General features: G+C 69.7%; 17 protein-coding genes and 1 pseudogene. 9 read left to right on the forward strand and 9 right to left on the reverse strand.

Features of this window, described 5'->3' with window-relative positions; genetic code table 11:
• Nucleotides 1–107 precede the first annotated feature (107 nt).
• Nucleotides 108–1,220, forward strand: a pseudogene (locus ABDJ85_RS08690) (cryptochrome/photolyase family protein); the annotation flags it as partial.
• Between the two features lie 44 nt (nucleotides 1,221–1,264).
• Entirely contained in the window at nucleotides 1,265–2,077 is an 813-nt protein-coding gene (locus tag ABDJ85_RS08695; RefSeq protein ID WP_347704360.1) for a hypothetical protein, read from the forward strand.
• A gap of 69 nt (nucleotides 2,078–2,146) precedes the next feature.
• Here the strand turns inward: ABDJ85_RS08695 and ABDJ85_RS08700 are convergent, their stop codons facing one another.
• Nucleotides 2,147–4,669, reverse strand: coding sequence for a hypothetical protein (locus ABDJ85_RS08700; RefSeq protein ID WP_347704361.1), 2,523 nt, complete (start codon nucleotides 4,667–4,669; stop codon nucleotides 2,147–2,149).
• A gap of 131 nt (nucleotides 4,670–4,800) precedes the next feature.
• Between ABDJ85_RS08700 and ABDJ85_RS08705 the strand changes: the two genes are divergently transcribed.
• On the forward strand, nucleotides 4,801–8,166 hold the full coding sequence (locus ABDJ85_RS08705; RefSeq protein ID WP_347704362.1) for a beta strand repeat-containing protein: 3,366 nt from the start codon (nucleotides 4,801–4,803) through the stop codon (nucleotides 8,164–8,166).
• A 33-nt stretch (nucleotides 8,167–8,199) separates the two neighbouring features.
• Here ABDJ85_RS08705 and clpB read toward each other — a convergent pair whose 3' ends face one another.
• The 5 genes from clpB to ABDJ85_RS08730 all read right to left on the reverse strand — a co-directional run bounded on the left by clpB (nucleotide 8,200) and on the right by ABDJ85_RS08730 (nucleotide 15,505).
• Nucleotides 8,200–10,794, reverse strand: a complete 2,595-nt coding sequence (gene clpB / locus ABDJ85_RS08710; protein WP_347704363.1) for an ATP-dependent chaperone ClpB — start codon at nucleotides 10,792–10,794, stop codon at nucleotides 8,200–8,202.
• A gap of 63 nt (nucleotides 10,795–10,857) precedes the next feature.
• On the reverse strand, nucleotides 10,858–11,700 hold the full coding sequence (locus tag ABDJ85_RS08715; RefSeq protein WP_347704364.1) for a PEP-CTERM sorting domain-containing protein: 843 nt from the start codon (nucleotides 11,698–11,700) through the stop codon (nucleotides 10,858–10,860).
• A gap of 91 nt (nucleotides 11,701–11,791) precedes the next feature.
• Nucleotides 11,792–14,635: an AfsR/SARP family transcriptional regulator gene (locus ABDJ85_RS08720; protein ID WP_347704365.1), complete on the reverse strand. Its 2,844-nt coding sequence runs from the start codon at nucleotides 14,633–14,635 to the stop codon at nucleotides 11,792–11,794.
• A gap of 10 nt (nucleotides 14,636–14,645) precedes the next feature.
• Entirely contained in the window at nucleotides 14,646–15,014 is a 369-nt protein-coding gene (gene crcB / locus ABDJ85_RS08725; protein WP_347704366.1) for a fluoride efflux transporter CrcB, read from the reverse strand.
• On the reverse strand, nucleotides 15,011–15,505 hold the full coding sequence (locus ABDJ85_RS08730) for a molybdenum cofactor biosynthesis protein MoaE (RefSeq protein WP_347704367.1): 495 nt from the start codon (nucleotides 15,503–15,505) through the stop codon (nucleotides 15,011–15,013). The genes crcB and ABDJ85_RS08730 overlap by 4 nt, the downstream gene beginning before the upstream one ends.
• 134 nt (nucleotides 15,506–15,639) lie before the next feature.
• On the opposite strand from ABDJ85_RS08730, the gene ABDJ85_RS08735 reads away from it, so the two are divergent.
• From ABDJ85_RS08735 to ABDJ85_RS08745, 3 genes are all read left to right on the forward strand, one after another.
• On the forward strand, nucleotides 15,640–16,668 hold the full coding sequence (locus ABDJ85_RS08735; RefSeq protein WP_347704368.1) for an SPFH domain-containing protein: 1,029 nt from the start codon (nucleotides 15,640–15,642) through the stop codon (nucleotides 16,666–16,668).
• Between the two features lie 9 nt (nucleotides 16,669–16,677).
• Nucleotides 16,678–18,294, forward strand: a complete 1,617-nt coding sequence (locus ABDJ85_RS08740; protein WP_347704369.1) for a DUF4178 domain-containing protein — start codon at nucleotides 16,678–16,680, stop codon at nucleotides 18,292–18,294.
• Nucleotides 18,295–18,474: 180 nt separating this feature from the next.
• On the forward strand, nucleotides 18,475–18,696 hold the full coding sequence (locus tag ABDJ85_RS08745; protein ID WP_347704370.1) for a DUF350 domain-containing protein: 222 nt from the start codon (nucleotides 18,475–18,477) through the stop codon (nucleotides 18,694–18,696).
• Between the two features lie 168 nt (nucleotides 18,697–18,864).
• Here ABDJ85_RS08745 and ABDJ85_RS08750 read toward each other — a convergent pair whose 3' ends face one another.
• On the reverse strand, nucleotides 18,865–19,452 hold the full coding sequence (locus ABDJ85_RS08750) for a GNAT family N-acetyltransferase (RefSeq protein WP_347704371.1): 588 nt from the start codon (nucleotides 19,450–19,452) through the stop codon (nucleotides 18,865–18,867).
• A 235-nt stretch (nucleotides 19,453–19,687) separates the two neighbouring features.
• On the opposite strand from ABDJ85_RS08750, the gene ABDJ85_RS08755 reads away from it, so the two are divergent.
• The 3 genes from ABDJ85_RS08755 to ABDJ85_RS08765 are packed head-to-tail and all read left to right on the forward strand — an operon-like array spanning nucleotide 19,688 to nucleotide 23,105.
• Entirely contained in the window at nucleotides 19,688–19,981 is a 294-nt protein-coding gene (locus ABDJ85_RS08755) for an antibiotic biosynthesis monooxygenase family protein (protein WP_347704372.1), read from the forward strand.
• A complete protein-coding gene (locus ABDJ85_RS08760) occupies nucleotides 19,978–21,546 on the forward strand; it encodes a polyamine aminopropyltransferase (RefSeq protein WP_347704373.1) in 1,569 nt (522 codons plus the stop codon). Before ABDJ85_RS08755 ends, ABDJ85_RS08760 begins: the two co-directional genes overlap by 4 nt.
• Before the next feature lie 26 nt (nucleotides 21,547–21,572).
• Entirely contained in the window at nucleotides 21,573–23,105 is a 1,533-nt protein-coding gene (locus tag ABDJ85_RS08765; RefSeq protein ID WP_347704374.1) for a flavin monoamine oxidase family protein, read from the forward strand.
• A 5-nt stretch (nucleotides 23,106–23,110) separates the two neighbouring features.
• Here the strand turns inward: ABDJ85_RS08765 and ABDJ85_RS08770 are convergent, their stop codons facing one another.
• Together ABDJ85_RS08770 and ABDJ85_RS08775 are read right to left on the reverse strand one after the other, a co-directional pair.
• Nucleotides 23,111–24,433 (reverse strand): ATP-binding protein, encoded by a 1,323-nt coding sequence (locus ABDJ85_RS08770; RefSeq protein ID WP_347704375.1) that lies wholly within the window; start codon nucleotides 24,431–24,433, stop codon nucleotides 23,111–23,113.
• Nucleotides 24,430–25,131, reverse strand: a complete 702-nt coding sequence (locus tag ABDJ85_RS08775; protein ID WP_347704376.1) for a response regulator — start codon at nucleotides 25,129–25,131, stop codon at nucleotides 24,430–24,432. Before ABDJ85_RS08775 ends, ABDJ85_RS08770 begins: the two co-directional genes overlap by 4 nt.
• Nucleotides 25,132–25,299 lie beyond the last annotated feature (168 nt).

The raw sequence follows: 25,299 nt of genomic DNA on the forward strand, positions 1-25,299 counted from the left end.
GCGTTGCGCCGCTTGTCCGGGGGGAGGCCCCGGACGGCGCGTCGCGCCTTGCCTCGCCCCCCTTCCGGGGCCAACGCGGGCCTGGATTTCTGCCGCCCACGCTCCTAGGCCGCAAGCAACTGCGCATGGAGACCTTCTACCGCGAGCAGCGCCGGCGCTTTGGTGTGCTGATGCAAGGCGGCGAGCCGCGCGGCGGGCAGTGGAACTTTGACGCCGAGAACCGCGCCGCTTTCGGCCCCGGCGGCCCCGGCAGCCTGCCGCCACCGGCGCGCTTTGCGCCCGACGCCATCACCGCCGAGGTGCTGGCCGAGGTGGCCACCCGCTTTGCGAAGCACCCTGGGTCCTTGGCCGACTTTGCCTGGCCCGTCACGCGCGAGCAGGCGCTTCAATCGCTGCAGCGCTTCATCACCGAGCGCCTGCCCCTGTTCGGGCACTACCAGGACGCCATGTGGCCCGGCGAGCCCTGGCTGTATCACGCGCATCTGTCGGCGGCGCTCAACCTCAAGCTGCTCAATCCGCGCGAGGTGGTGGACGCCGCCGTGGCTGCGCTCGACGCCGGCCACGCCCCGCTCACCAGCGTCGAAGGCTTTGTGCGCCAGATCCTCGGCTGGCGCGAGTACGTGCGCGGCATCTACTGGACCCAGATGCCCGGCTACCTGGACCTCAACGCCCTGGGCGCCGAGGCCGATCTGCCCGCCTGGTACTGGACCGGCGATACCGACATGGCCTGCCTGCGCGACACCCTGCGCCAGACCCTGGCCACCGGCTACGCCCACCACATTCAGCGCCTGATGGTGACCGGCCTCTACGCCTTGCTGCTGGGCGTGAGGCCGCAGCAGGTGCACGAATGGTTTTTGGCCGTGCATGTCGACGCCGTCGAGTGGGTGGAGCTGCCCAACACCCTTGGCATGAGCCAGTTTGGCGACGGCGGCCTGATGGCCAGCAAGCCCTACATCGCCAGCGGCGCCTACATCGACCGCCAGAGCCCCTACTGCGCCACCTGCCGCTACCGCCCGGCCGAGCGCACGGGGCCGCAGGCCTGCCCCTTCACCACCCTGTACTGGGACTTCCTGCTGCGCCACGAGACCCGCTTCGCCAGCCACCCGCGCCTGGCCCTGCAGGTGCGCAACCTCGCGCGGCTCGACGAGGCCGAGCGCCACGCCATCCAGACCCAGGCGCAGGCCCTGCGCCAATCCTCGGGGCCCCAAGCCACCCCTTAGACTCCCGGCCCGCCCACGAACTGCCGGAGTCCCCGATGCGCTTGATGCGCCTGTTTCTGCTTTCCGCCACGCTGCTTGCCCTCGTCGGCTGCGCCGCACCTCAACTGCCTGGCATCCGTGATCGGGCACCGGGCGACACGCACGGCATTGCCCAGGCCGAGGCCGTCAAGCAGGTCAGCAACACCGCCAAGCACCTGGACGACGGCAAGTCCATCGTCTACAGCCAGAACTTTGGCGGTGGCGGCGTCGGCGTTGGCCTCTTGCTGGGGCCACTGGGCGTGGCTGCCAACGTGGCAATGATCGACGCCGTTACCAAGGCCGACGTGGCCAAGCTCTTCGGCCGCGTCAAGCTCGACCCCATCGCCCTGTTCACCGAGGCCAGCAATGGCACGCCGTTGACGCTGCAAACCCCAGGCACTGCGGCGGTGGTGCGTTTCACGCCCTACCTGCTGGTCGTGAAGGTCTCGGAATCGGTCCTGGCGCCGGCGGCGGCGCTGTTCGTCGAGGCACCGGCAGCGGCGCCTGGCAAGACCTACACCACCAAGTACGTGTACCAGTTGTCGCCGCAGTTCTCGCTCGATGCCTTGGCCGGCATCAGCGACGTTCAGCTCGCCACACTGACGGACGAGGCACGCGAGGCCTATCGGCAGTTGATCGCGTTTTACCTGCGAGACAGCAATCAGGCGGTCAGCCGCGAGCCCAAGATCGTCTTCAAGTCGGCGTTCATGAATCCGCGCTTCGATTACGAGATGCCGGGCTCACTGATTGAGCAGGCAGGGCCGCAGGTGTGGGTGCGCAGCTTTGGCGGCGTCTTCGCGGTGCCCAAGGCCGGCATCAGCTACACCGTGCAACGCTGAGCTTGCTATCGCATTGCACTGAATCGGGTGCTCGATGCGCTGCTGGATGACGCGCTTGAGCGAGCTGTTCTAGACAGTATTAAGGCTGCTGCGCAGCCCCCGGCGCCGCGCCAACAGCAGCGCCAGGCCGCCCAGGGCCAGCAGGGCGCTGGCGGGCTCGGGCACCGGCGCAATGCGCACCTCGCCCGTGCTGTAGAGCTGGCTCAAGTCCACCCGCTCGGTGGCCACGCCGTGCACCTGCACGTTGGCAAAGCGACCGGCAGCGTGCGCAAAGTCCAGCAGGTCAAACACGCCGCCGCTCGCGGCGCCGGCATCTACCTGCAAGATGAGGGTGCCATCGAGGCTCAGCGCATCGATGCCTCTCAGATGGCCAGCCCGGCCGCTGCCGAGCGCCAGTTGCAGCTGCGCGTGTTCGCCCAGGCTGAGGTCGCCGCCGCCAAAGTCGACCCCAGCCGTGCCACCGCCGGGCGCAAAGCCGGCCAGAAGGCGCACCCCGCCCTTGAAGCTGCCGGTCCCACTGACGTCGCCCAGAAAGCTCAGCACCCCCTGGTTCGACACCACGCGGCCGTCGTTGACGAAGGCGCCTTGCACCTGCGAGCTGCCCTCGCTGAGCAGGACGCCGTCCGAAGCCAGGTGGATGCCGTTCACGCTGGCCAGGCGGCCGCCCTGGTCCAGAAAGACCTTGGCGTTCAACTCGGCCAGGTCCGCGTCATTGAGCGACACCAAGTGGCTGCCCACCACCAGGTGGCCGCCAAAGTCGATGCCATCGCCGCGAGACAGATCGCCCAGCAGCAGGCTGCCCGTGGCCTCGATGCGATGCTCCTTGCCGGTGCCGCCACTCACCGCCACGGCCGCCGTGCCGGCCCCCACAAGATAGGGCACGCTGTTCATGTCGAGCCGGCCGTTGGCGTCACCCGCCAGCACTCCTCCGTTCAGCTGCAGGGACTTGGCCTGCAGGCTGCCCCCGGCCAGCAGCAGCACGCTGCCCGTGGGCAGACTGAGCCGCTCGGCCACTTCGAGCCGCTGCTGGGCGCCGAGGCTCAGGGCCTTGGGCAAACCGCCCTGCCCGAGTTGCTGGTCGCCCGCGTCGTAGCGCAACAGGCCGCGCTGCCACACGAACCCAGCGCCCGGGTTCAGCGTCATGCCCTGTGCCAGCGTCAGGCTGCCGCCATCCAGCGTCACGATGCCGCCCGCCCCCATCCACAGCGTCCCGGCCTGCACCTGGCCGCCGTCGCCGATGTTCAGGCGGCCACTGCCAGCACCGCCCACCGACAGCGTGCCCGACACCGCCCACAGCGCCTGGCCACCGCGCACGTCGACCAAGCCACTGCTGGCGACGTTGTTGCCTACCGTGGCGCTGGTGGTGGCCAGCTGCGCGCCATTGCGCACCGTCACATCGCCCTGGCCGACATTGGCCACGGTGAGACGGCCACCGTCCCAGCGCGTGCCCACGCCGTCCAGCTTCAGCGCGCCGCGCGCATTGCCGTCGTCACCCAGCACCAAGGCGCCGCTCTGGACCGTGGCCCCGCTCTCCACACGCACGGTGCCAAAGCGGGCCTGGCCAATCACCAAGACGCCGTCGTTGTGCCACCGCGTGCCGGCATCGCGCAGCACCAGCTCGCCCGACCCCATGGTCTGGTTGGCCAGCAAGGTGTTGTGGGTGCTGAGCTGCGCGCCCCCCGACAGCTCCAGGTGGGCCTCGCCCGCACTGGCCAGCACCAGCAGCTCACTCACCGTCCAGCTGGCACCGGCGGCCAGTTGCATGCGGGTCACGCCATAGGCCGCTTGGGCCAGCGTGGCGTTCAGGCTCTGCCAGCTCGTGCCGGCACCCAGGTTGATGAAGGAGCGTTGGCTGCCAGTGGTGAGCAGGTTGTCCACCTGCGCGCTGGTGCCCGCCTGCGCGTCCACGGTGGTGCCGGTCAGGCGCTCGGAATTCAGCGTCAGGGCGCCGATGCTCAGGGCACCGCCGGTGTGCCGCAGCAAGGCGTCGCCCCCGGTGGCTGGCGCCTCCAGCACCAGGCGCTGGAAGCTGGCCGTGCCACCGCTTTGCTCATAGCGCGGCTTGTTGCCTTGCAGCAGCATTTCGGTGGCCGTCAGCGTGCCCGATTGCAGCGTGTAGTCGCCAAAGCGCACCAGGGCGCGCTCCAGGTTCACGCTGCCACCGTTTTGCAGCAGGCGACCGCGTTGCTCAGCCTCACCCAGCTCATTGCCCAGGGTCAGCAGTTGCAAGCGCAGCGAGCCTTTGTCCACCATCAGGCCGGTGGCAAAGCTGGCCGATCCGCGCGCGTCCAGCCACTGCGCGCTGGCATTGAAGGGCGTGCGGCTGGCACCCGCCAGGGGCGTCAGCAACTCGGCGCTGGCCTGGGCATTGACGAGGAAGACCTGGTCCGCCGCCAGCGGCGGCAGCGCCCCCGAGGCGCCGCCGGCCAGCGTGGACCAACAGCTGATCTGGCCCTGGCTGTTGGGCGCGGCCAGCACGCCCAGCCAGTCGGCGTTGCCGCAGCCTCCGATATAGGTCCACCAGCGCTGGGCGGCGGGGGCGGGCGAGGCCAGCAGGCTGAGGCTGGCCAACAGGGCAAGACGTGCTTTCATGCCGCGCACGATGCCGCGTGCGCCGGGCACTGCCCATCCGCCAAACGGATCGCACACCCCGTCCGAAAGGATGGGGTGCCCCCATCCCACTGGACGATGCGTGCACGCCGCTGTCTTCCTAGAGTGAAGGCATGAAACCTTCACTGCGCCTGCCCCTGATCACGGCTGCCTGCCTGATCGCCCTCAGCCCCCGCCCGTCGATCGCCACCGACCACCGATGGCAGTTCATCGGCGGCTGCCGCGCGGCTGACTGGTTCGGCCTGCCCAGCGGCAGCAACAGCCAGGGCATGCCCACCTGCTGGGCCATCACCGACGGCAGCATCACGGGCCTGGCAGCGCCGACCCTGACCGACAACGCCTACATCCAGCTCAGCACCGCCACGGCCGAGACCCTGGTGAGCTTTGCGCAGCCGCAGCGCGCCAGCTCGTCCAGCGGCTTCGCCTCGCTGCTGTCGATGGCCGGCAGCACCAGCTTTGCGGCGGGGCTGGACATGGCGCGCGGCTCGCTGCACGTGACGACCCTGACCCTCGGGACTGTGCAGATTGGCCTGGGCACCAGCACCACCCGGCTGGGCCGCATCGCCCAGAGCGGCGGCGAGCTGCAGGTGATCGGCACAGCCACCGTCCTGGGCGGCAGCTGGGACCTGAGCGCCGGCACCGCCTATGCCGGCACCCTGAAGCTGCAAAGCACGGCGGCGGCGTCCAGCTTCAAGCAGACCGGGGGCACGCTCAACGCCGGCAGCCTGGAGCTGTCCAGCCTGGCCGGGCAGACCGCCAGCTTTGTGCAGACGGCGGGCACGGCGCAGATCAACCAGCTCGAAGTCGGCAGCACCAACACCAACCTGGGCACGCCGGCCGCCAGCTTTGTGAGCCTGAGCGGCGCGGGCAGCCTGCTTAACGGCACGGGGTCCTTCATCATCGGCTCGGCCGGCTCCGGCGCCTTGACCGTACAGGGCGGCGCACGCTGGAACAGCGCGGGCGGCGTGGTCGGCGCGCTGGCAGACGGCCAAGTCACCGTCACCGGCGTGGGTAGCCTGACCTCAGCCAGCGGCGCCATCAGCGTGGGCATGCCGGGCGGCACGGGCCGCATCGTGCTCGACCAGGGCGCACGCCTGCAGGGCACCAGCCTGTCCTTGAACAACGCGCCCGCCCTCTACGGCGGCGCCATGGGCGCCGCGCTGGACATGGGCGGCAGCAACACCACGGCAAGCTTCACCGGGGCCGTGCTCGTGGGCGATGTCGGCCGCGGGCGGCTCTCGGTGCACGACGGTGCCACGCTCACCAGCCAGAGTGGCGACGTGGGTGCCAATGCGCTTTACCGGGGCAATGTGGACCTCAGCGGTGGCGCGAGCTGGGTCGTCAGCAGCAGCCTGGCGCTGGGCAGCCGGGGCGTGTCCAGCGTGACGGTGGACAGCGGCGCCCTGCTCAAGGCCAACACCCTGAGCATGGGCACCGAAGGCGGCGCGCGCGGCGTGCTCAGCGTCAGCGGCTACGGCTCGCGCCTGCGCACCGCTGGCGACACCAGCATCGGCGGCACCGGCTGGGCCACGGTGAGCCTGCTGAACGGCGCCAGCGCCGAGCTGGGCGCCACGCAGCTCGGCTTCGGCCTCAGCGACGGCGAGAACAGCATCGAACTGCACGGCGCCAGCCAGCTGACGGTGAACGGCAACCTGGTGCTGGGCCTGATGAGCAATGGCGTGGTGCGCGCCGACGGCGGCAGCCAGATCCAGGTCAATGGCGACGCCAAGCTCGCCTACTCGGGGCTGGGCAATGGCCGCGTGCTGCTCTCGGGCGCCGGCACCCGCTGGAGCCAGACGGGCCTGCTCAGCGTCGGCCTGCTGGGGATGGGCAACTTCACGGCCAATCAGGGCGCCCAGGTCCAGATCGGGCAGAACCTGAACATCGGCAAATCGGGTGGCAGCGGCGCGCTGCTGCTGGACGGCCCGGGCACCAGCCTGACGGGCAAGTGGGCCAGCGTGGGCGAGCAGGGCGAAGGCGCGTTGACCGTGCTCGGTGGCGCCACCGCGCTGTTCGACGGCAGCCTGAGCTTTGGCAGCGGCGCACAAGGGCGCGGCAGCCTGAACCTGGGCGGCACCGGCAGCAGCGTCACGGCCAATGGCAGCCTGGTGCTGGGCAGCGGCGGCACGGGCGCGCTCTACCTCGGCGAAGGCGGCCAGTTGCAAACCGGCACGGCCCAGATCGGCACGGCCGCCACCGGCCACGGCCATGCCGAGGTCTGGAGCCCCGGCACGCGCTGGGGCATCAATGGTGACTTGCGCGTCGGCTTCGCGCAGCCGGGCGAACTGAGCATCACCGATGGCGCCCTGGTCGAAGTGAGCGGCACCACGCGCAAGGAGAACCCACTGGGCAGCCTGCTGCTGCAAAACGCCACCCTGCGCAGCGGCGCCGTGGCCCTGGGCCAGCCAGGGCAGTTGGACTGGCGCAGCGGCACCCTGCACGTGACGGGCGCCGGCGGCGTGGCGCTGGACGGCGCGCAGCTGCCCTTTGTGCTGCAGCTGGAAGCCGGCCGCACGCTCAAGGTGGACCAAGCCCTGCAACTGGGCGCTGGCTCCGCGCTGCTGATGGCCCCGGGCGGAACGCTGCAGGCCGGCAGCGTGACGCTGGACGGCGGCTTCATCTCGGCCTTGGGTGCGGGCGCCCCGGCCCTGTCCATGAGCCAGATCGACAACCTCAGCGGCCGGGGCCTCGTCAACGCCGCTGTGCACGGCGGCCAGGGCTACAACACCTGGATCCGCGCGGCCGGCGGCTCGCTCACCCTGGGCCAGTTGGCACGCAGCGACGCCATCGCCTACCAAGGCGTGCTCGACACGCAGGACCAGACCGTGCTGCTGCTCGACACCGACCTGGCCGAGCTGGGGGTCTCGACCCTGGTGCGCGACGGCGGCCGCCTGGCCAGCGTGAACGGCGCCACCATCACCGCCGGCGAAGAACTGCGCAGCTACGGCAATGCCAGCGTGCAAGGGCGTTTTGTGAACAACGGCCTGGTGGTGGCCGAGACCGGCCGCATCAGCTTTGTGGACGCGGTCTCAGGCGCGGGCGACTTCATGGGCGACGTGCACTTTGAGGCCGGCTACAGCCCCGGCAACAGCCCGGCCAGCGTGCACTTCCACGGCGGCAATCTCTACTTCGACCGCAACAGCCAGCTCGACCTGGAAGTAGGCCCCGCCTCCGATCAGTTGCTCGACATCGGGCTGCTGCACTTTGAAGGCCGGCTCCGCCTGATCTTCCAGCCCGGCTTCAAGCTGGCGCCGGGGCAAAGCCTGCAACTGCTGCAGTTCGCCAACTTCGAGGGCAACCTGGACCCCGCCCGCATCGACGTGCTGGGCTACGACGCCGGCCTGCTCGACCTGCAGCAGCTGACCCAGCATGGCCTGCTGGCCACCCCGGCCGTGCCCGAGCCCTCCAGTTGGCTGATGGGCCTGGTGGGCGGCCTGGCCATGGTGCTGCGCCTACGCCGCCGCAGACCAGAGCGCTGAATCGGCCCCTAGGGGTCGTTCAGCGTCCTGCCCTCAGTGCACCACGCGCCCGAACGAGAACTCGCCGCCCGCCACGCTGACCGGGATCACGTCCTTGGGGCCGAAGCGGCCTTCGAGGATCAGCTTGGACAGCGGGTTCTCGATGCGCTGCTGGATGGCACGCTTCAAGGGGCGGGCGCCAAACACCGGGTCGAAGCCGACCTTGGCCAGCTCGGCCAGGGCCTCGGGGCTGACTTCGAGCTTCATCTCCAGCTTGTCCAGCCGGCGCTCCAGCAGGCGCAGCTGGATGCGGGCGATGCCCTCGATGTGCTGGCGGTCGAGCGCGTGGAAGACCACGGTCTCGTCGATGCGGTTCAAGAACTCGGGGCGGAAGTGGGTCTTGACCTCGGCCCAGACGGCGTCCTTGATGTTCTCAGACGACTCGCCGGCCATCGACATGATGAGGTGAGAGCCCAGGTTGCTGGTCATCACGATCACGGTGTTCTTGAAGTCCACGGTGCGGCCCTGGCCGTCGGTCAGGCGGCCATCGTCCAGCACTTGCAAGAGCACATTGAAGACATCCGGGTGGGCCTTCTCGACCTCGTCGAGCAGCAGCACCGAATAGGGCTTGCGGCGCACGGCCTCGGTCAGGGTGCCGCCTTCCTCGTAGCCCACATAGCCGGGGGGCGCGCCGATGAGGCGGCTCACCGAGTGCTTCTCCATGAACTCGCTCATGTCGATGCGCACCATGTGGTCTTCACTGTCAAACAGGAAGCCGGCCAGGGCCTTGCACAGCTCGGTCTTGCCCACGCCCGTGGGGCCGAGGAAGAGGAAGCTGCCCAGCGGCCGGTTGGGGTCTGACAGCCCGGCGCGCGAGCGGCGGATGGCGTCGGCCACCACGGTGATGGCTTCGTCCTGGCCCACCACGCGCTCGTGCAGCTTGGTCTCCATTTGCAGCAGCTTCTCGCGCTCGCCCTGCATCAGCTTGGACACCGGGATGCCGGTGGCGCGGGCCACCACCTCGGCGATTTCTTCGGCGCCCACCAGGGTGCGCAGCAGGCGCGGCTTGTCCGCCTTGCCGGCCTTTCCAGCCTCTTTGGCCTGGGCTTCCTTGAGGCGCTTTTCCAGCTCGGGCAGTTGGCCGTATTGCAGCTCGGCGACCTTGTTGAAGTCGCCCTTGCGCTTCCACTCCTCGATCTGCTGGCGGATGCGGTCGATGCTTTCCTTGACCTGGGCGGAGCCTTGCGCCTGGGCCTTCTCGGCCTTCCAGACCTCATCCAGGTCAGCAGCCTCGCGCTCCAGCTTGGCGATCTCGTCCTCGATCAGGCCGAGGCGCTTTTGCGAGGCCTCGTCCTTCTCCTTCTTGACGGCCTCGCGCTCGATCTTGAGCTGGATGATGCGGCGATCCAGCTTGTCCATCACCTCGGGCTTGGAGTCGATCTCGATCTTGATCTTGGCCGCCGCTTCGTCGATCAGGTCGATGGCCTTGTCGGGCAGGAAGCGGTCGGTGATGTAGCGGTTGGACAGCTCGGCCGCCGCGACGATGGCGGGGTCGGTGATCTCGACGCCGTGGTGGACCTCGTACTTCTCCTGCAAGCCGCGCAGGATGGCAATGGTGGCCTCGACGCTGGGCTCCTCGACCAGCACCTTCTGGAAGCGGCGCTCCAGCGCGGCGTCTTTCTCGACGTGTTGGCGGTACTCGTCCAGTGTGGTGGCGCCGATGCAATGCAGCTCGCCGCGCGCCAGCGCGGGCTTGAGCATGTTGCCGGCGTCAATGGCGCCTTCAGCCTTGCCGGCGCCCACCATGGTGTGGATCTCGTCGATGAACAGGATGATGCGGCCCTCGTCAGCCGCCACTTCCTTGAGCACAGACTTGAGCCGCTCCTCGAACTCGCCGCGGTACTTGGCACCGGCCAGCAGGCCGGCCATGTCCAGCACCAGAACGCGCTTGTCCTTGAGGGTGTCGGGCACCTCGCCGGCCACGATGCGCTGGGCCAGGCCTTCGACGATGGCGGTCTTGCCCACGCCGGGCTCGCCGATCAGCACGGGGTTGTTCTTGCTGCGGCGCTGCAGCACCTGGATGGCGCGACGGATCTCGTCGTCACGGCCGATCACCGGGTCCAGCTTGCCCAGACGGGCGCGCTCGGTGAGGTCGAGCGTGTACTTCTTGAGCGCCTCGCGCTGGCCCTCGGACTCGGCCGAATCGACCTTCTGCCCACCGCGCACGGCTTCGATCGCAGCTTCCAGCGCCTTGCGCGTCAGCCCATGGCCGCGCGCCACGCCGGCAAAGTCGGTCTTGGCGTCGGCCAGCGCCAGCAAGAACATCTCGGAGGCGATGAACTGGTCGCCGCGCTTGCTGGCTTCCTTTTCCGAGGCCTGCAGCAGGCTCACCAGGTCGCGCCCGGCCTGCACCTGCTGGCCCGAGCCGCTGACCTGCGGCAGGCCCTGGATCAGGCCCTCAGCCGCTGTGCGCAGCCCGGCCACGTTGACGCCCGCACGCTCCAGCAGCGCACGCGGCCCGTCCTCCTGCACCAGCATGGCGGCCACCACGTGGACGGGCTCGATGTAGGGGTTGTCGCGCGTGATGGCGAGGCTCTGGCCCTCGGCCAGGGCCTCTTGGAAACGGGTCGTGAACTTGTCGGGACGCATGAAAGAAATCCTCCGGTTGCACCCGAGTTGGGCATCAGCCGGAGGATTTCAAGTTGCGTCAGATCAAGGCTTGGCGCGGCGGCGGCGCCAGAGCAGGGTCACCAGGCCCAGCGACATCAGCGCCACGCTGCCGGGCTCGGGCACGGGCGGCGTCCCCAGGGCATTGGTGACGCTTGGGCCCAGGATGAAGGAGGCCCCCGGGTGGGCCGCTGCCCAGTCGGGGTCGATCTCGAAGAGCGGGTCCACCCAGGCCGTTGCGCTGGAGCCGTACTTGGACTGGGCCGCGATGCGGGCCGTGGCGAGCATGGAGAGCCGCCCGATCTCGCCCGGAGACGCACTGCCGAAGCTGGCAATCAAGAGGTTGAACTCGAAGTCGTGCAACACACCGCAATCGGGCGAGCCGGCGGAGCAGCCAAAGCTGAGATTGGTGCGCTGCAGGCTGCCGCCCGGAGGCAGGCCGCCGGGGGTGTTGGACACCGCCACGCGCACATAGCCGCTGGCGCTGCCCTCGTTGTCGGCAAACAGGTAGTAGTGGCCACGTACCGTGATGGGCACGACTTCGCTGAAAACGCTGTTGGTTTGCACCAGAAAGTCGTATTGCACCGCCGCGCTGGCCGTGGCGTTCAAGTTGGATTGGTTGGTGGTGAACCAGCCCGGCGTGAAGACCCCCGCCTGCGCCACCGGCGCGCCAAGGCTGGACATGAAGGAGAAGCTGGCGTTGGACGCCAGCTTGGTGCCACTGCCGGGCGTGAAGACGGTTTCGCTCTGCCCCAGGGCCGGGTTTTCATAGCCATAGGCGCCATAGCTCCAGAGGCTGGGCAGGGCACTGGCGGGCAGGCAGACGGCGAGCGCAAGTGCACCGGCGAAACGACGGGCGCGGCGAAGGATTCGGTTGGGTGTGGGCATGGGCGGTGTCTCCAGGAGATTCGCGCCCAGTGTCGAAACCAAGGGGTTACCGATGGGTAACGCAAGTGGCTGCCAGCGGCGGCCTGCGGCGTCAGCGCCCCCCTGATTCCCGGGGGTGGGGTGCCCGCATCGGGTTGCGCAGTTGCTGGCGCAGCTGGTGGACGGGCGGCAGGTCCAGCCCGGCCAACACGGCGTCTGCCTGCTGGGCCAGCGCCATTGGATCCCGCGCACGGGCCTGCCAAAGGTCGCAGCTCACCCGCTGGGGGTTGAGGCTGAGCTGGCCCTGGCGCAGCAGCACGCTCTCGTGCCCCAGCCAGGCGCGTAGCCGGTGCACGGCCACCTTGAGCGAGGCGGCCGCCTTGTCGCCCTCGGCCTCGGGCCAGAGCCAGTCCTGCAGCTCGGCCTGCTGCACGCCCTGCGGGTGGCGGGCCACCAAGGCGCCCAGCAGCTCGCGCAGGCGCGCCGCCGGTTTGCCGCCGGTGTCGCCCGGCTCGTCCAGCTCCACTTCCAGACCCTGCAGCGCCTTGATGCGCACGGGCACCGGCCAGTCGCCGGCAAAGCCCTCGGGCGGGGTCAGGCGCTTTTGGCGGATCCACTGCCGCGCCACCTCGGGCAGCACGCCGGCCTCCAGCGCAAAGGCCATCAGCCGGGCGCGCACCGGGCTGCGCCAGCCGCAGTCGCTGTGGAAGCCGCCTAGGTGCTTGACGGTGAGCATGCGCTCCACCTGCTTGCGCAGCGCCTCATGGTCGCCCGCCACCAGGGCGATCTCGGCGCCGGCGCAAAAGGCGATGTAGGCAAAGGTCGGGTTCTGGCTGCCCTTGGCCAGGGCCAGCTGCATGCGGTAGGCCTCGGCGGCGCCGGCCAGGTCGCCGCTGTGCAGGCGCGCCGGCGCCAGGGCCGAGAGCACGATGACGCGGTGGAACAGCGAGCCCAGGGCCTCGGCCATGGGCAGGGCCGTCTCGGCATGCGCGAGGGCCAGCGCAGCGTCCCCGCGCGACAGCGCATGCCAACTGCGGAAGAAGTGGTGGACCATGCTGTCCAGCCGCCGGTGGCCGCGCTCGGTGTGGGCCAGTTGGGCCAGCCAGGCTTCAGCCCGCGGCCAGTCCTCCTGCGACAGCGCGCAGAAGATGCCCTGGGTCAGCAGGAAGAAGTCGCGCAGATGGATGCCCGAGCTTTGGGCGAGCGCCAGGCCTTGCTCGACCTTGGCGTAGCAGCGTGCCGGGTCGCCGCACTGCCAGTCCACGATGGCGGCGTTGGACCACCACAGCAAGCGCGCCAGCGCGGGCAGGCTGCCGTCGGCATGGCCGCGCTCGACCTCGCTCTCGTAGGTGTCGTACAGCACCCGGCCGCCGGGGAAGTCGCCCGCCCACCAGAGCTTGTAGATCAGCAGTTGGGCGGCAGCGCCGATGCGCGCGGCTGCATCAAGGCTGAGCAGCATGTTGCGCGCAGTGGCGTCGGCGTAGTGGCGGATGCGCGGGTCCTCGGCACGGCCGTACATCAGAGCCGTCAGCGCATCGGCGGCACAGCGCAGTTGCCATTCGCCAGCCGGTGGGCCCAGCGTGGCGGCCATGGCCTCCAGCTCGTCCACCAGCTCGGCCAGGCCCTGCACGGCGCCCCACTGCACCACGTAGCTGGCCACCTCGCCGCACCAGGCGCGCCAAGCAGCATCGGGCTGGCCAGCGGCCACGGCGGCAGCACGGCAGCGGGCGAACACGGGGCGGGCTTCCTCGGGCGCCAGCGGCAGCAGGGCCTCGGCACGCCAGATCTCGCGCGCAGCCGGGGCAGGGTCAGGCAGCGCCCCAAGCCAGACCATCAGCTGGCGGTGGCGGCCCTGGGCCAGCCAGCGCTGGCCTTCGCGGTCGAGCAAGGTCTGCACGGCCTCCCCATCGCCGGCGGCGACGAGCAGGTGCATGGCCACCTCGGGCATGGCCTGCGCCACCCAGCCGGCGGCCGTGCGGCGCGCAGCGGCCAGCTCAGGCGGTGGCTCCAGCTGGGCGTTCAGCGCGCACAGGCCGTCGCGCAGCAGGTCGTGCAGGCGCCAGCCGGTGGGCAGGGGCTCGACAAAGTAGCGCTGCGCGGCCAGCTCGTCCAGCAAGCGGCGCGTGGCAGGGGCCAGGGGCACGCAGTCGCGCGGCAGCTCGGGCAGCTCGGCCGCCAGGCGCAGCGGGCGGCGCTCGGCCAGCGGCAGCAGGCGCAGCAGCTCCTCGCACAGGAACTCGCCCACCGAGCCGCGCGCGGCGTCGGCCATGGCGCCACCCTGGCGTGTGAGCGCCAGCACATGGGCCATCCAGCCCTCGGCTGCGTCGAGGCTGCGGGCCTCGGCATCGCTCAGCGTGCGGCCGCTGACGTGGTGCACCACGGCGGCGACGTCCTCGGGCGTGAGGCTAAGCTGGTCAAACACCGTGAGCCAGCCGGCCACCTGCCCGCGCGAGAGCGGCGCCGGCGGCGCCCGGCGGCTCAGCATCAGCAGCGACAAGCGCCCGCCACTGCTGCGCGCCAGGTCCACCACCGCGTCCACCACGCCAAAGAAACCGCTGCCCGCGCCCAGGCGGTGGCAGTCGTCCAGCACCAACGTGAGGCCGCCGGGTTGGGCCTCCAGCCATTGGGCAAAGAACTGCCGGGCGAAGCGATCGGGCTCGGTGCCATGGGCGGGCGACCAGGCCGGCAGGTCCGCCGCACCGGCCGTCTGGCGCAGGGCATCGAAGAGCGCGGCGATGTCCTCGTCGTCTTCGTCCAGCCGGTACCAGACGCAGTGGCGCCCCGCGCCTTGCGCCTGCCGCACCCATTGCGCGGCCAGCGTCGTCTTGCCGGCGCCGGGCAGGCCCAGCATCCACACCAGGGGCTGGCGGCTCAGCGCGCCAGACAGCGCCTGCAAGCTGCGGTCACGCCGCCAGGCGGCCTCGACCGACGGCAGCGCGAGCTTGTAGGGTTTCACGGCCAGCGCTTCAGGCCATCAAGCGCTGTGCCAGCCACGCGCCCAGCGCCGCTGCGCCCAGCGCGCCGAGCAGATGCAGGGCGCTGTGCGCCAACGCCCAGCCCCATTCGCCCCGCTGCAGCAACGCCAGCGACTCGCCCGAGAAGGCGCTGAAGGTGGTGAGGCCACCCAGGAAGCCGGTCACGCACAGCAGGCGCCACAGCTGCTGATCGGGCCGCGCCAGCAGCACCAGGGCCATGCCGATCAGCAGGCCGCCCACCACATTGACCGCCAGGGTGCCGAGCGGCACCTGCGGGTGCCGGCTGTTCAGCCAAACGCCGGCCTGCCAGCGCACCAGGGCCCCCAGCGCAGCGCCCAGCGCCACTGCCAATGCATTCATCCCCCCACCTCCGCATTGCCCGCCGCATTGCCCGCCGCGATGCCCCAGCGCGCCAGCGCCGCGTCATCGCTGACGCGCGCGTCCACCCACTGGGCACCCGCAGGCGTGTGTTCCTTCTTCCAGAACGGCGCCTGGGTCTTGAGGTAGTCCATCAGGAACTCGCAGCCCTGGAAGGCCTCGCCCCGATGCGCCGAGGTGACCAGCACGAGCACGATCTGCTCGCGCGCCTCCAGCACACCCACGCGGTGGATGACGCGCACGCCGCGCAGCGCAAAGCGCCGCAAGGCCTCGTCGATCATGGCCTCGATGGCGGCCTCGGTCATGCCGGGGTAGTGCTCCAGCTCCATGCGGCTCACCGAGGCCCCGCTGCTGGCTTCACGGACCGTGCCCACAAAGGCCGCCACGGCGCCCACGCCGCCGTCCTGCGCACGCAGGGCGGCCACCTCCTGGCTGAGGTCGAAATCGGCGGTTTGGATGCTGACGCGGGCCATGGGGGCGGATTTTGACCGCGAGCTGACGGGTGTTGAGATTCACCTTCCTGCTTTGCAAACCAGCTGCAAGCCTCGGACATACTCAACCTCCCAGCGCCCGCCACCCTCCCTGGGCGCGACACGAGGTACCCCACATGGCCCTGATGGACTTCATCAAGAAACAGTTCATAGACATCCTCCAATGGACCGAGGATGGCGATGGCACCCTGGCCTGGCGCTTCCCCATGGCCGACATGGAAATCCAGCACGGCGCCTCACTCACCGTGCGCGAGTCCCAGCTGGCGGTGTTCGTCAACGAGGGCCAGGTGGCTGACGTCTTCGGCCCCGGCACCCACAAGCTGACGACCCAGACCCTGCCGGTGCTGACCTACCTGAAGAACTGGGACAAGCTCTTCGAGTCCCCCTTCAAGAGCGACGTCTACTTCCTCAGCACTCGCCAGCAGATGGACCAGCGCTGGGGCACCAGCCAACCCGTGGCCATCCGCGACAAGGACTTCGGCGCCGTGCGCCTGCGCGCCTTCGGCAACTACGCCTACCGCATCAAGGACGCCAAGGCCTTCCACAGCCAGGTCTCGGGCACGCGCGAGCGCTACACCGTGGCCGACCTCGAAGGCCAGTTGCGCGGCCTGATGCTGCAGCACATCTCCGATGGCGTGGCCCAGAGCGGCATCCCCTTCCTGGACCTGGCGGCCAACCAGGTCGAGTTCGCCAAGGCCCTGCAAGCCGCCACGGCGCCCGCCTTTGAAGCCCTGGGCCTGGAGCTCACCAGCGTCACGGTGCAGAACGTCTCCCTGCCCGAGGAGCTGCAAAAGATCCTCGACCAGCGCATCGGCATGGGCATCATTGGCCAGAACATGGGCGCCTTCATGCAATACCAGACGGCCCAGTCGATCCCCGAGCTGGCCAAGGGCGCAGGCTCGGGCGGCGGCATCGCCAGCGAGGCCGTGGGCCTGGGTGCCGGCGTGGCCCTGGGCCAGACCCTAGCGCAGCAGCTGGGCCAAGGCCTGGCGGGCGTGGGCACCGTGGCCCAGGCGGCCCCGGTCTCCAAGCCGGACGACATCGTGGCCATGCTTGAAAAGCTCGGTGACCTCAAGGCCAAGGGCATCCTCACCGACGAGGAGTTCGCCGCCAAGAAGGCCGACCTCCTGAAGAAGCTGGGGTGATGCCCCTCCATGCCTGAGGCGACGCCCCAGCGCCGCTGGCGGGCTGCCTGCCCCAACTGCGGCGCGCCGGTCGAGTTCGCGAGCCGCGCGTCGGCCAGCGCCGTCTGCGGCTTTTGCCGCTCGACGCTGCTGCGCGACGGGGACACCCTGTCCCAGATCGGCCAGAGCGCCGAGGTCTTTGAGGACTACTCGCCCCTGCAGCTCGGCAGCACCGGGCAGTGGATGGGCTCGGGCTTTGCCGTCGTCGGCCGCCTGCAGATGCAGGGCAGCGAGGGCCACTGGAACGAATGGCATCTGCTGTTTGATGCCGGCAGCGAGCCACCCAAGGTGGCCTGGCTGTCCGAGGACAACGGCAGCTTTGTGCTCAGCGTCGAGGTGCCGCTGCAAGAGGCACCGCCCGACCCCGTGCGTCTGCAGCCGGGCCTGCCCCTCAGCCTGGCCGGCCAGCGCTGGAGCGTGGCCGCCGTCACGCCCACCCGCGTCGCTGCCGCCCAGGGCGAGCTGCCCCGCCCGCCGCAACTGCGCGAGTCCTTCACCGTGGTGGAGCTGCGCAATGAGCGCGACGAGGTGGCCAGCCTGGAGTTCGGCAGCGCCGCCCGGCCCAGCTTCAGCATCGGCCGCGCCGTGCCCCTGGCCGAGCTGCGCCTGCAGAACCTGCGCGTCACGGCCACGGGCGAGTCTGTCTCCGAGGCCACGCTGCAAGGCCGCAGCTTTGCCTGCCCCAGCTGTGGCGCGCCGCTGGCCCCCAAGCTCGCCCAGACCAAGAGCCTGGCCTGCGGCCAGTGCGGCGCGGTGGTGGACGTGCCCGCCCCCGAAGCCAAGGCCCTGGGCTACACCGAGCAACCACCTGGCGCCGAGCCCCTGATCCCGCTGGGCCGCACCGGCTTGCTCAGCCTCGACATTGCCGACGCCGCCATCGCTTGGCAGGTGGTGGGCTACCAGGAACGCTGCGACATCCCCGACGACGCTGAGGACGAGCAAAGCTTCTGGCGCGAGTACCTGCTCTTCAACCAGATGGCAGGCTTCGCCTTCCTGGTGGACACCCTCGAAGGCTGGAGCCTCGTCAAGCCCCTGACCGGCGCGCCCAGCCTCAGCGCGGGCGGCATGGCCCGCTGGCGGGATGTCAACTTCAAGCCCCGTTGGGAGCAGCCTTACCGGGCCAAGGTCACCCACGTGCTGGGCGAGTTCTACTGGCCGGTGCGGCTGGACCAAGAGGCCTTGGTCGCCGACTACGTCTCCGGTGACGGCCGCCAACTGCTCAGCCGCGAGGCCACGCGCGACGAAGTCGTCTGGAGCCACGGCCGCGTGCTGTCAGCCGAGGAAGTGCGCCGCGCCTTCTCGCTGCCCCGCGACGCAGCCCCCAGCCTGCAGCGCGACGCCGGTGCCTTCAGCAAAGCCGGCACCAGTTTCATCACCGTCCTCATCGTCGGCCTGCTCATCTTGCTCGTGCTGGTGCTGGTCATGCGCGCCCTCTCGCGCGACAGTTGCCAGAGCTACAAGGACGCCTACGGCGAGTACAGCACCCAGTACCAACAGTGCCGCAGCAACCTTAGCCGCTCCTCAGGTGGCGGCTGGAGCGGCGGCAGCTACGGCGGCTACAGCAGCGGTGGCGGCGGGCATAAATGAAGCCCCTCGCCTGGTCTCGCCCCGCTGAACGCGGGCAAGCCCCGCCGGTCCCCCGAGGGGACGCCGCTTCCCACCGGCTTGACCGGCAGGAAGCGTCAGCGCGGGCCGGCTTGGGGGCGGCCCGGCGCTCGGCCCAGAAAGCAACCCTGACCCTCAGCAGCGTAGAAAGGTAGGCACACCATGACCCTCGATTGGCTCAAACCCGAAGTCGTCCTCGGCTCAACGATGTACGCCCTCATCGGCGTCGTCATCTTCTGGGTCTGTTTTGTCATCGTCGACAAGATCACGCCCTACAAGCTCTGGGAAGAACTCGTCGAACACAAGAACGTCGCCCTCGCCATCGTGGTGGGCGCGATGTGCCTGTCCATCGGGCACATCATTGCGGCGGCGATTCATGGATAAGTACAGCTACTAGCGGCTCGTCGCTGGGGCCTGCAGGCGGGCCGAAGCCCCCTGGTGACAGACTCCCAGCCGAGATCCCTTGCGGACCTTCGCAACCTCGCCACTGCCTACCAATTTGCGGCCGTTCAAACAGACCCTGCGTGCGGGGTGGCAGGCGCCAAGGTCAACTCACCAAACGCGCACACGCCCATCGGGCACGGTCACCCGGGCAGCATGGCTGATGCCCTGTCCGTGCCCGCCACGACAGACGGGCCGGGCCTTGATGGGCCGCTCAAGGCAGCGAGCGCCTTCATGAAAACCACGCAGTACCTGGGGTGGCGTTGCGACCATGAAGCCACTGTGCCCAAAGAAGGCATTGGCGGCTGCATTGCTTTCGAGCACGAAGGTACGCCAACGCTGAATGCCCGGCCAGCGCCTAGCTTGGCGGCTCAACCTGTCCAGCATTTCACAAGCCAGGTGCCGGCGCTGAACGCCCTGCCGAACCAGCAACAGCGTGAGGCCCAGGACGTCAGGCGTCGGAAACCCGACCACCACTTGAGCCAGCACCTGCGGCTGATCCTTGTTGCACCCTAGGAAGCTAAGGCGCTGCTCGGGGGTGCTATCAGCAGGAAAGGCATCCGTCAGCGCCTTGTCTACAACCTCAGCTGAGCGCAGCGCGCCAAACGCACTCAGCGCATAGGCGGGCACGTCAAGGTAAACCGCGCGAGCGGCTGCCAAGTCCTCGTTCAACTGCAGGTTGAGACGGTGCACATGCATGCGGGCAATTTACCCAGAGGCGCATGAATTTCAACCCCAATGTTGAAAGCAAACATTAACGACTCACCCCGACGCACCCGCAAATGTCCGCCAGGACTGCAAGCTAGGCTGTTGCCCTCTCGCCAGATCCGACGCAACAAGACCGTCCTCACCAATTCGCAAGCCGCACCACCGCCACGCACACCCCGCCCGCGCTCAGCGACACTCCGTCACCCCCCTCAGACACCCCGCCCCCATGGTTCTCGAAATCGCCGACATCCGCATCCTCCCTGGCCAGCAAGCCGGCTTTGAAGCCGCCATCGCCAAGGGCGTCGCCACCGTGCTGCCCAAGGCTGCAGGCTTCATCCGCGCCCAGGTGCATCACTGCGTCGAAACGCCGGAGCGCTATGTGCTGCAGATCGAGTGGGAGAGCATCGAGGCGCACAACGTGGGCTTCCGGCAAGGGCCGTTGTTCATCGAGTGGCGCGGCCTGATCGGCGGCTACTTCGCCCAGCCGCCGCTGGTGGAGCACTTCGACCGCGTGGTGTGACGGCTCCCTCCACGCCCCCGGCGGCCAGCTCGCGCGTCTCAGCGGCCGAGCTGCTGCTGCTCGCCAGCGTTTTTGTCATCGCGGCCTGCGGGCTGGTGTACGAGCTGGCGGCGGGTGCGCTGTCGAGTTATTTGCTGGGCGACTCGGTGCTGCAGTTCAGCACCGTGATCGGGGTCTATCTGTTTGCGATGGGCGTGGGCTCGTGGCTGTCGCGTTTTGTGGAGCGGCAGCTGGCGGCCGTCTTCCTGCAGGTGGAGCTGCTGGTGGGCGTGGTGGGCGGGCTGATGCCGGCGGCACTCTTCACCGCGCACAACCTGCTGCCGCCGGGCGAGGGCTTGGTCTTTCGCACGCTGCTCTATGCGCTGGTGCTGCTGGTGGGCACGCTGGTGGGGCTGGAGATCCCGCTGGTGATGCGCCTGCTCAAGCAGCACTTCCGGCAGCGCTATGCGCTGAAGGACCTGGTCTCGCAGGTGCTGACCTTTGACTACCTGGGCGCGCTGCTGGTGGCGCTGGCCTTCCCGCTGCTGTTGGTGCCGCACCTGGGCCTCGTGCGCACGGGCCTGGCCTTTGGGCTCTTGAACGTGGCAGTGGCGGGCTGGGCGGGCTGGTTGTTCCGCCCCGACCTGCGCGCGCGCCGAAGCCTCGGGCTGGCCACCGCCGGCAGCGCCCTCGTTTTGCTCGTGGCCTGGGCGGGCGCTGACAGGCTGACTGATTGGGCCGAGGAGCGCTTCTATGGCGAGCGCATCGTCTTCAAGCAAAGCAGCCCCTACCAGCGCATCGTCGTGACCGAGGGCCGGGCGGGCACGCGGCTCTTCTTGAACGGCAACCTGCAGTTCCACTCGCGGGACGAGTACCGCTACCACGAGGCTCTGGTGCACCCCGCAATGGCGGCACACGGCGCGCCCAAACGCGTGCTGGTGCTGGGCGGCGGCGACGGGCTCGCGGTGCGCGAGATCCTCAAGCACCCCAGCGTCGAGCAGGTGACCCTGGTGGAGCTGGACCCGCACATGACGGGCCTGTTCCGCAGCAACCCCAAGCTGGCTGCGCTGAACGGCGAGTCACTGTCCAGTCCCAAGCTGCGTATCGTCAATGCCGATGCCTTTGGCTGGCTGGAGCAAAGCACCGAGACCTTCGACGTGATGGTGATCGACTTCCCCGACCCGTCCAACTTCGCGCTCGGCAAGCTCTACACGACGAGCTTCTACGCCCTCGTCGACCAGCATCTGGCCGCCGGTGGTTTTGCGGTGATCCAGACCACCTCGCCGCTGATCGCGCGACGCAGCTTCTGGACGGTGGTGAGCACGGTCGAGGCCGTCGGCCTCACGGCCACGCCCTATCACGCACACGTGCCCAGCTTTGGCGAATGGGGCTTTGTGCTGGCCTCGCGCCGGCCCTTCAGCGCACCCAAGCAACTGCCAGCGGGCCTGCGCTTTTTGAGCGTGCCCAGCCTGCCTGCGCTCTTCGACTTCCCGCCCGACATGGCGCGCGTGCCGACCGAGGTGAACCGGTTGTCGAACCAAATCCTCGTGCAGGAGTTCGAAGCGGAGTGGGGCAAGGTTCATTGAACGGGCTCAGCCGCCGATCGCTGCTGTTGACGGCCGGCGCCCTGGCCAGCGGCTGCACCCCTGACCTTCCGCCCCTGCAAGGCGGCTGGGTCGGCACCCACCCGGAGCGCGGGCACCGGCTGCGCGAGCCTTTACCGTCGGCATCGACCGCCACGCCACGCCAGGCCCATGTGCTCATCGTCGGCGCCGGCATTGCCGGCCTGGCCTGCGCCCGCGAGCTGCAGCGGCGTGGCGTGGACGACGTCGCCATCCTCGACCTGGAGCCCACGGCCGGAGGCAACAGCCGGGGCCACCAACTGGCCGGCGCACGCTGCCCGATCGGCGCGCATTACCTGCCGCTGCCCGGGCCCGAGGCCCGCGAGGTCTACCAGTTGCTGGAAGAACTGGGCCTGGTGCGCCAGCAGCTCGGCCGAGCCATGTGGGACGAGCGACACCTCTGCCACAGCCCGCAGGAGCGCCTCTTCATCGACGGCGCCTGGCAGGACGGCTTGCTCCCCGCTGCGGACAGCCCCGACACCTTGGCCCAGTACCGCCGCTTCTCTAACCTGGTGGCCGAGGCACAGCGCCAGCTTGGCTTTGCCATGCCCACCCGCCGTGCACGCTGGACGCCCGGGCACGCGGCGCTCGATGCGCAGACCTTCGCGGCCTGGCTCGATCAGCACGGCCTCACCGCCCCACGCCTGCGCTGGTACCTCGACTACTGCTGCCGCGACGACTTCGGCGCGCCCGCCGACACCGTCTCGGCCTGGGCCGGCCTGCATTACTTTGCGAGCCGCCACGGCTTCCATGCCCCCGGCGACGAGACGGCAGAGCGCGAGCCCGTGCTGACCTGGCCCGAAGGCAATGCCTGGCTGGCCGAGCGTCTGTCCCAGCCGCTGCACCCCCACCTGCACCTGGACCGCGTGGCCCTGCAGGTGAGCGAGGAGCGCGAGGGTGTGGAGGTGCTGGCCTGGCAGGTGCCCGAGCAGCGCCTGGAACGCTGGCGTGCCCGCCACGTGGTGCTGGCCACGCCGCTCTTCGTCGCCCGCCGCCTGCTGCGCACGCCGCCGGCGGCGCTACAAAGCCTGCGCCAGCAGCACGCCCCCTGGCTCACCGCCAACCTGCTGCTGCGCGAGCCCCTGATCGACCACCCCGGTGCCCCGCCCAGCTGGGACAACGTCAGCCACGGCAGCACCCGACTGCTCGGCTATGTCAACGCCCGCCACCAGGCGCTCGACCCCACGCCCCAGCCCCCACTGCTCACCGCCTACCTGGCCCTGCCCGACAGCCAGCGCGGCGCCCTGCTCCAAGCGCCCTGGCAGCAATGGGCCGACGCCGTGCTGGCCGACCTCGCCCCCACCCACCCCGACCTGCGCGAGCAACTCGCCCGCATCGACCTCTGCCGCTTCGGCCACGCGATGAGCATCCCGACACCCGGCACGCGCAGCGCGGCAGCCTTGCAGGCGCTGACCCAGCCCCAGGGCCGCATCGCGTTTGCGCACAGCGACCTGGCGGGCTACTCGGTGTTTGAAGAGGCCTACACGGCGGGTGTGTCGGCAGCGCGCGTGGTGACGTCTTAAGGCGGCTACGCCGGCACCCGCCACTCGACCCGCGCCACCAGCCCGCCGCCCTCGCGCGGCAACAGCAGCAGTTGGGCACCGGCCTCCGCTGCCAAGCGCTCGGCAATGGCCAGGCCCAGGCCCGAGCCCGAAGGGCCGCTGCGCGCCGCATCGCCCCGTGCGAACGGGCGCTTGAGTGCGGCCACACGTTCCGGCGCAATGCCGGGCCCGCGGTCCCGCACTTCCAGCCACGGACCACCCGGCGCCTGCCCGCAAGCCAGCTCGATGGGCGGCTCCCCGTGGGTCTGGGCGTTGACCAGCAGGTTGAGCACCAGGCGCCGCAGCGATTGCGGCCGGGCGAGCAGGTGCACGCGCTCGGCATCGACCACGCTGGTGGCCGCGCGATGCGGGCTCAAGCTGGCCACCTCGGCGAGCAGCGCATGCAGCTCCAGCGGCACGGGCGCCTCCTCGCGGCTCGCGTGGTCGCCGTGGGCCGTCCGCACATAGGCGAGGAACTGGGTGAGCAGTCCGTCAAGGTCCTGCAGGCCGCGCTCCAGGCTGTCGAGCAGGGCCGGGTCGCTGCGCCCGCCGTCGCGCAAGAGCTCACTGGCCAGGCGCATCTTGGCCAGCGGCGTGCGCAGGTCGTGCGACAGCCCGCCCAGCATCAGCAAGCGCTCCTGCTCGCCGCGCGCCAGGGCTGCGCTCATGGCGTTGAAGCTGTGGGCCAGGGCCGCAATCTCGGTCGGGCCGTCCGTTGCCAGCTCGACATGGCGCTGCCCCCGACCCAGTGCCTCGCTGGCCTGCACCAGCCGGCTCAGCGGCCTGTTGAGCCGACGCTGAATCAGCCAGGCCCCCAGCAGCGCCAGCAGCAGCGCCGAGGCACTGCCCAGCAGCCAGCGGCCCACCAGATGATGGCCCGACAAGGGGCGCGGCACCCGCAGCCAGTACACCTCGCCGGGCTCGGCCAGCGCGACGCGAAAACTCAAGGTCCCATCGGCCTCCAGTCGCCAGCTGGCTGGAGCCTCGGCCCCGCCCAGGCGCCGCTCCAGCGCCTGGATGTAGGCACGCTCGATCAGCCCGATGCGGCGCCCAAGCGCCGGCCTGTCGTCGGGCTCGGCTCGCTCGTTGAAGCGCCGCACGAACGCCGCGCGCTCTGCCGGCGCCATGAGGACCAGGGCCTGCCGGGCAGCCTCGAAGCTGCGCGCCGCGTCCGCCACCGACTCATTGACGTGCGGCCGCAGCACCGCCTCGCGAAAGGCCCAGCCATTGACCACCTGCGCCAGCACCACCAGCCCCGCAATCAGCCACAGATTGCGGGCGAACAAACTCTGTGGCCAGAAGCTCTTCATGCGGGCACGAACACATAGCCCAGACCCCAGACGGTCTGGATGTAGCGGGGCTGGCTGGGGTTGTCCTCGATCAGGCGGCGCAGACGCATCACCTGCACATCGAGGCTGCGGTCACTGACGCCGTGGTCGTCGCCATGCGCCAGGGTCAACAGGCGTTCGCGCCCGAGCGGGCGATGCGGCTGGCTGGCCAGTGCCTTGAGCAACTGGAATTCGGCCGTGCTGAGGGCGACCTCCTGCCCGTCCCGCTCCAGCCGCCTTTGCGCTGGGAACAGCGTGAACGGGCCAAAGCGCGTCGCTTCCTCACTCTGCGGCCCGAGGTGGGCACCCAGCTGCTGCTGCCGCCTCACCAGCGCCCGCAAGCGGGCCAGCAGCTCGCGCGGCGCGAAGGGCTTGGCCAGGTAGTCGTCAGCCCCCATCTCCAGGCCCAACACCCGGTCCACCATCTCGCCGCGTGCCGTCAGCATCAGGATGGGGATGGTCTCGCCGGCCACGCGCAAGCGGCGGCAAAAAGCCAGGCCGTCCTCGCCCGGCATCATCAGGTCGAGCACCAGGACATCAAAGCGCTCGCGCGCCAGCAGGGCCTCGGCCGCCGCCGCGTCTGGCACGGCACGCGCCTGCAGGCCTTGCTCGCTGAGGTAGCGCTGCAGCAGGTTGCGCAGCTCGGGCTCGTCGTCAGCGATCAAGATGCGGGCGGACATGGCGCGATGTTAGGAAGCCAACCCGGCGCGGCGCTGCGGCCTGGCCACCAATTGATGACAAAGTCTTTCAAGGCGACCGGTTTTGTCAGGGCTTGCAAGCATTGCCACTCAACCGGATACCCCTGATCGGCGTTGACCCGGACACGATGCCTTCATCGTCAACCGGAG

The organism is Roseateles paludis, from assembly GCF_039872745.1.
In the GTDB taxonomy this organism is placed as follows: Bacteria; Pseudomonadota; Gammaproteobacteria; order Burkholderiales; family Burkholderiaceae_C; genus Pelomonas; species Pelomonas paludis.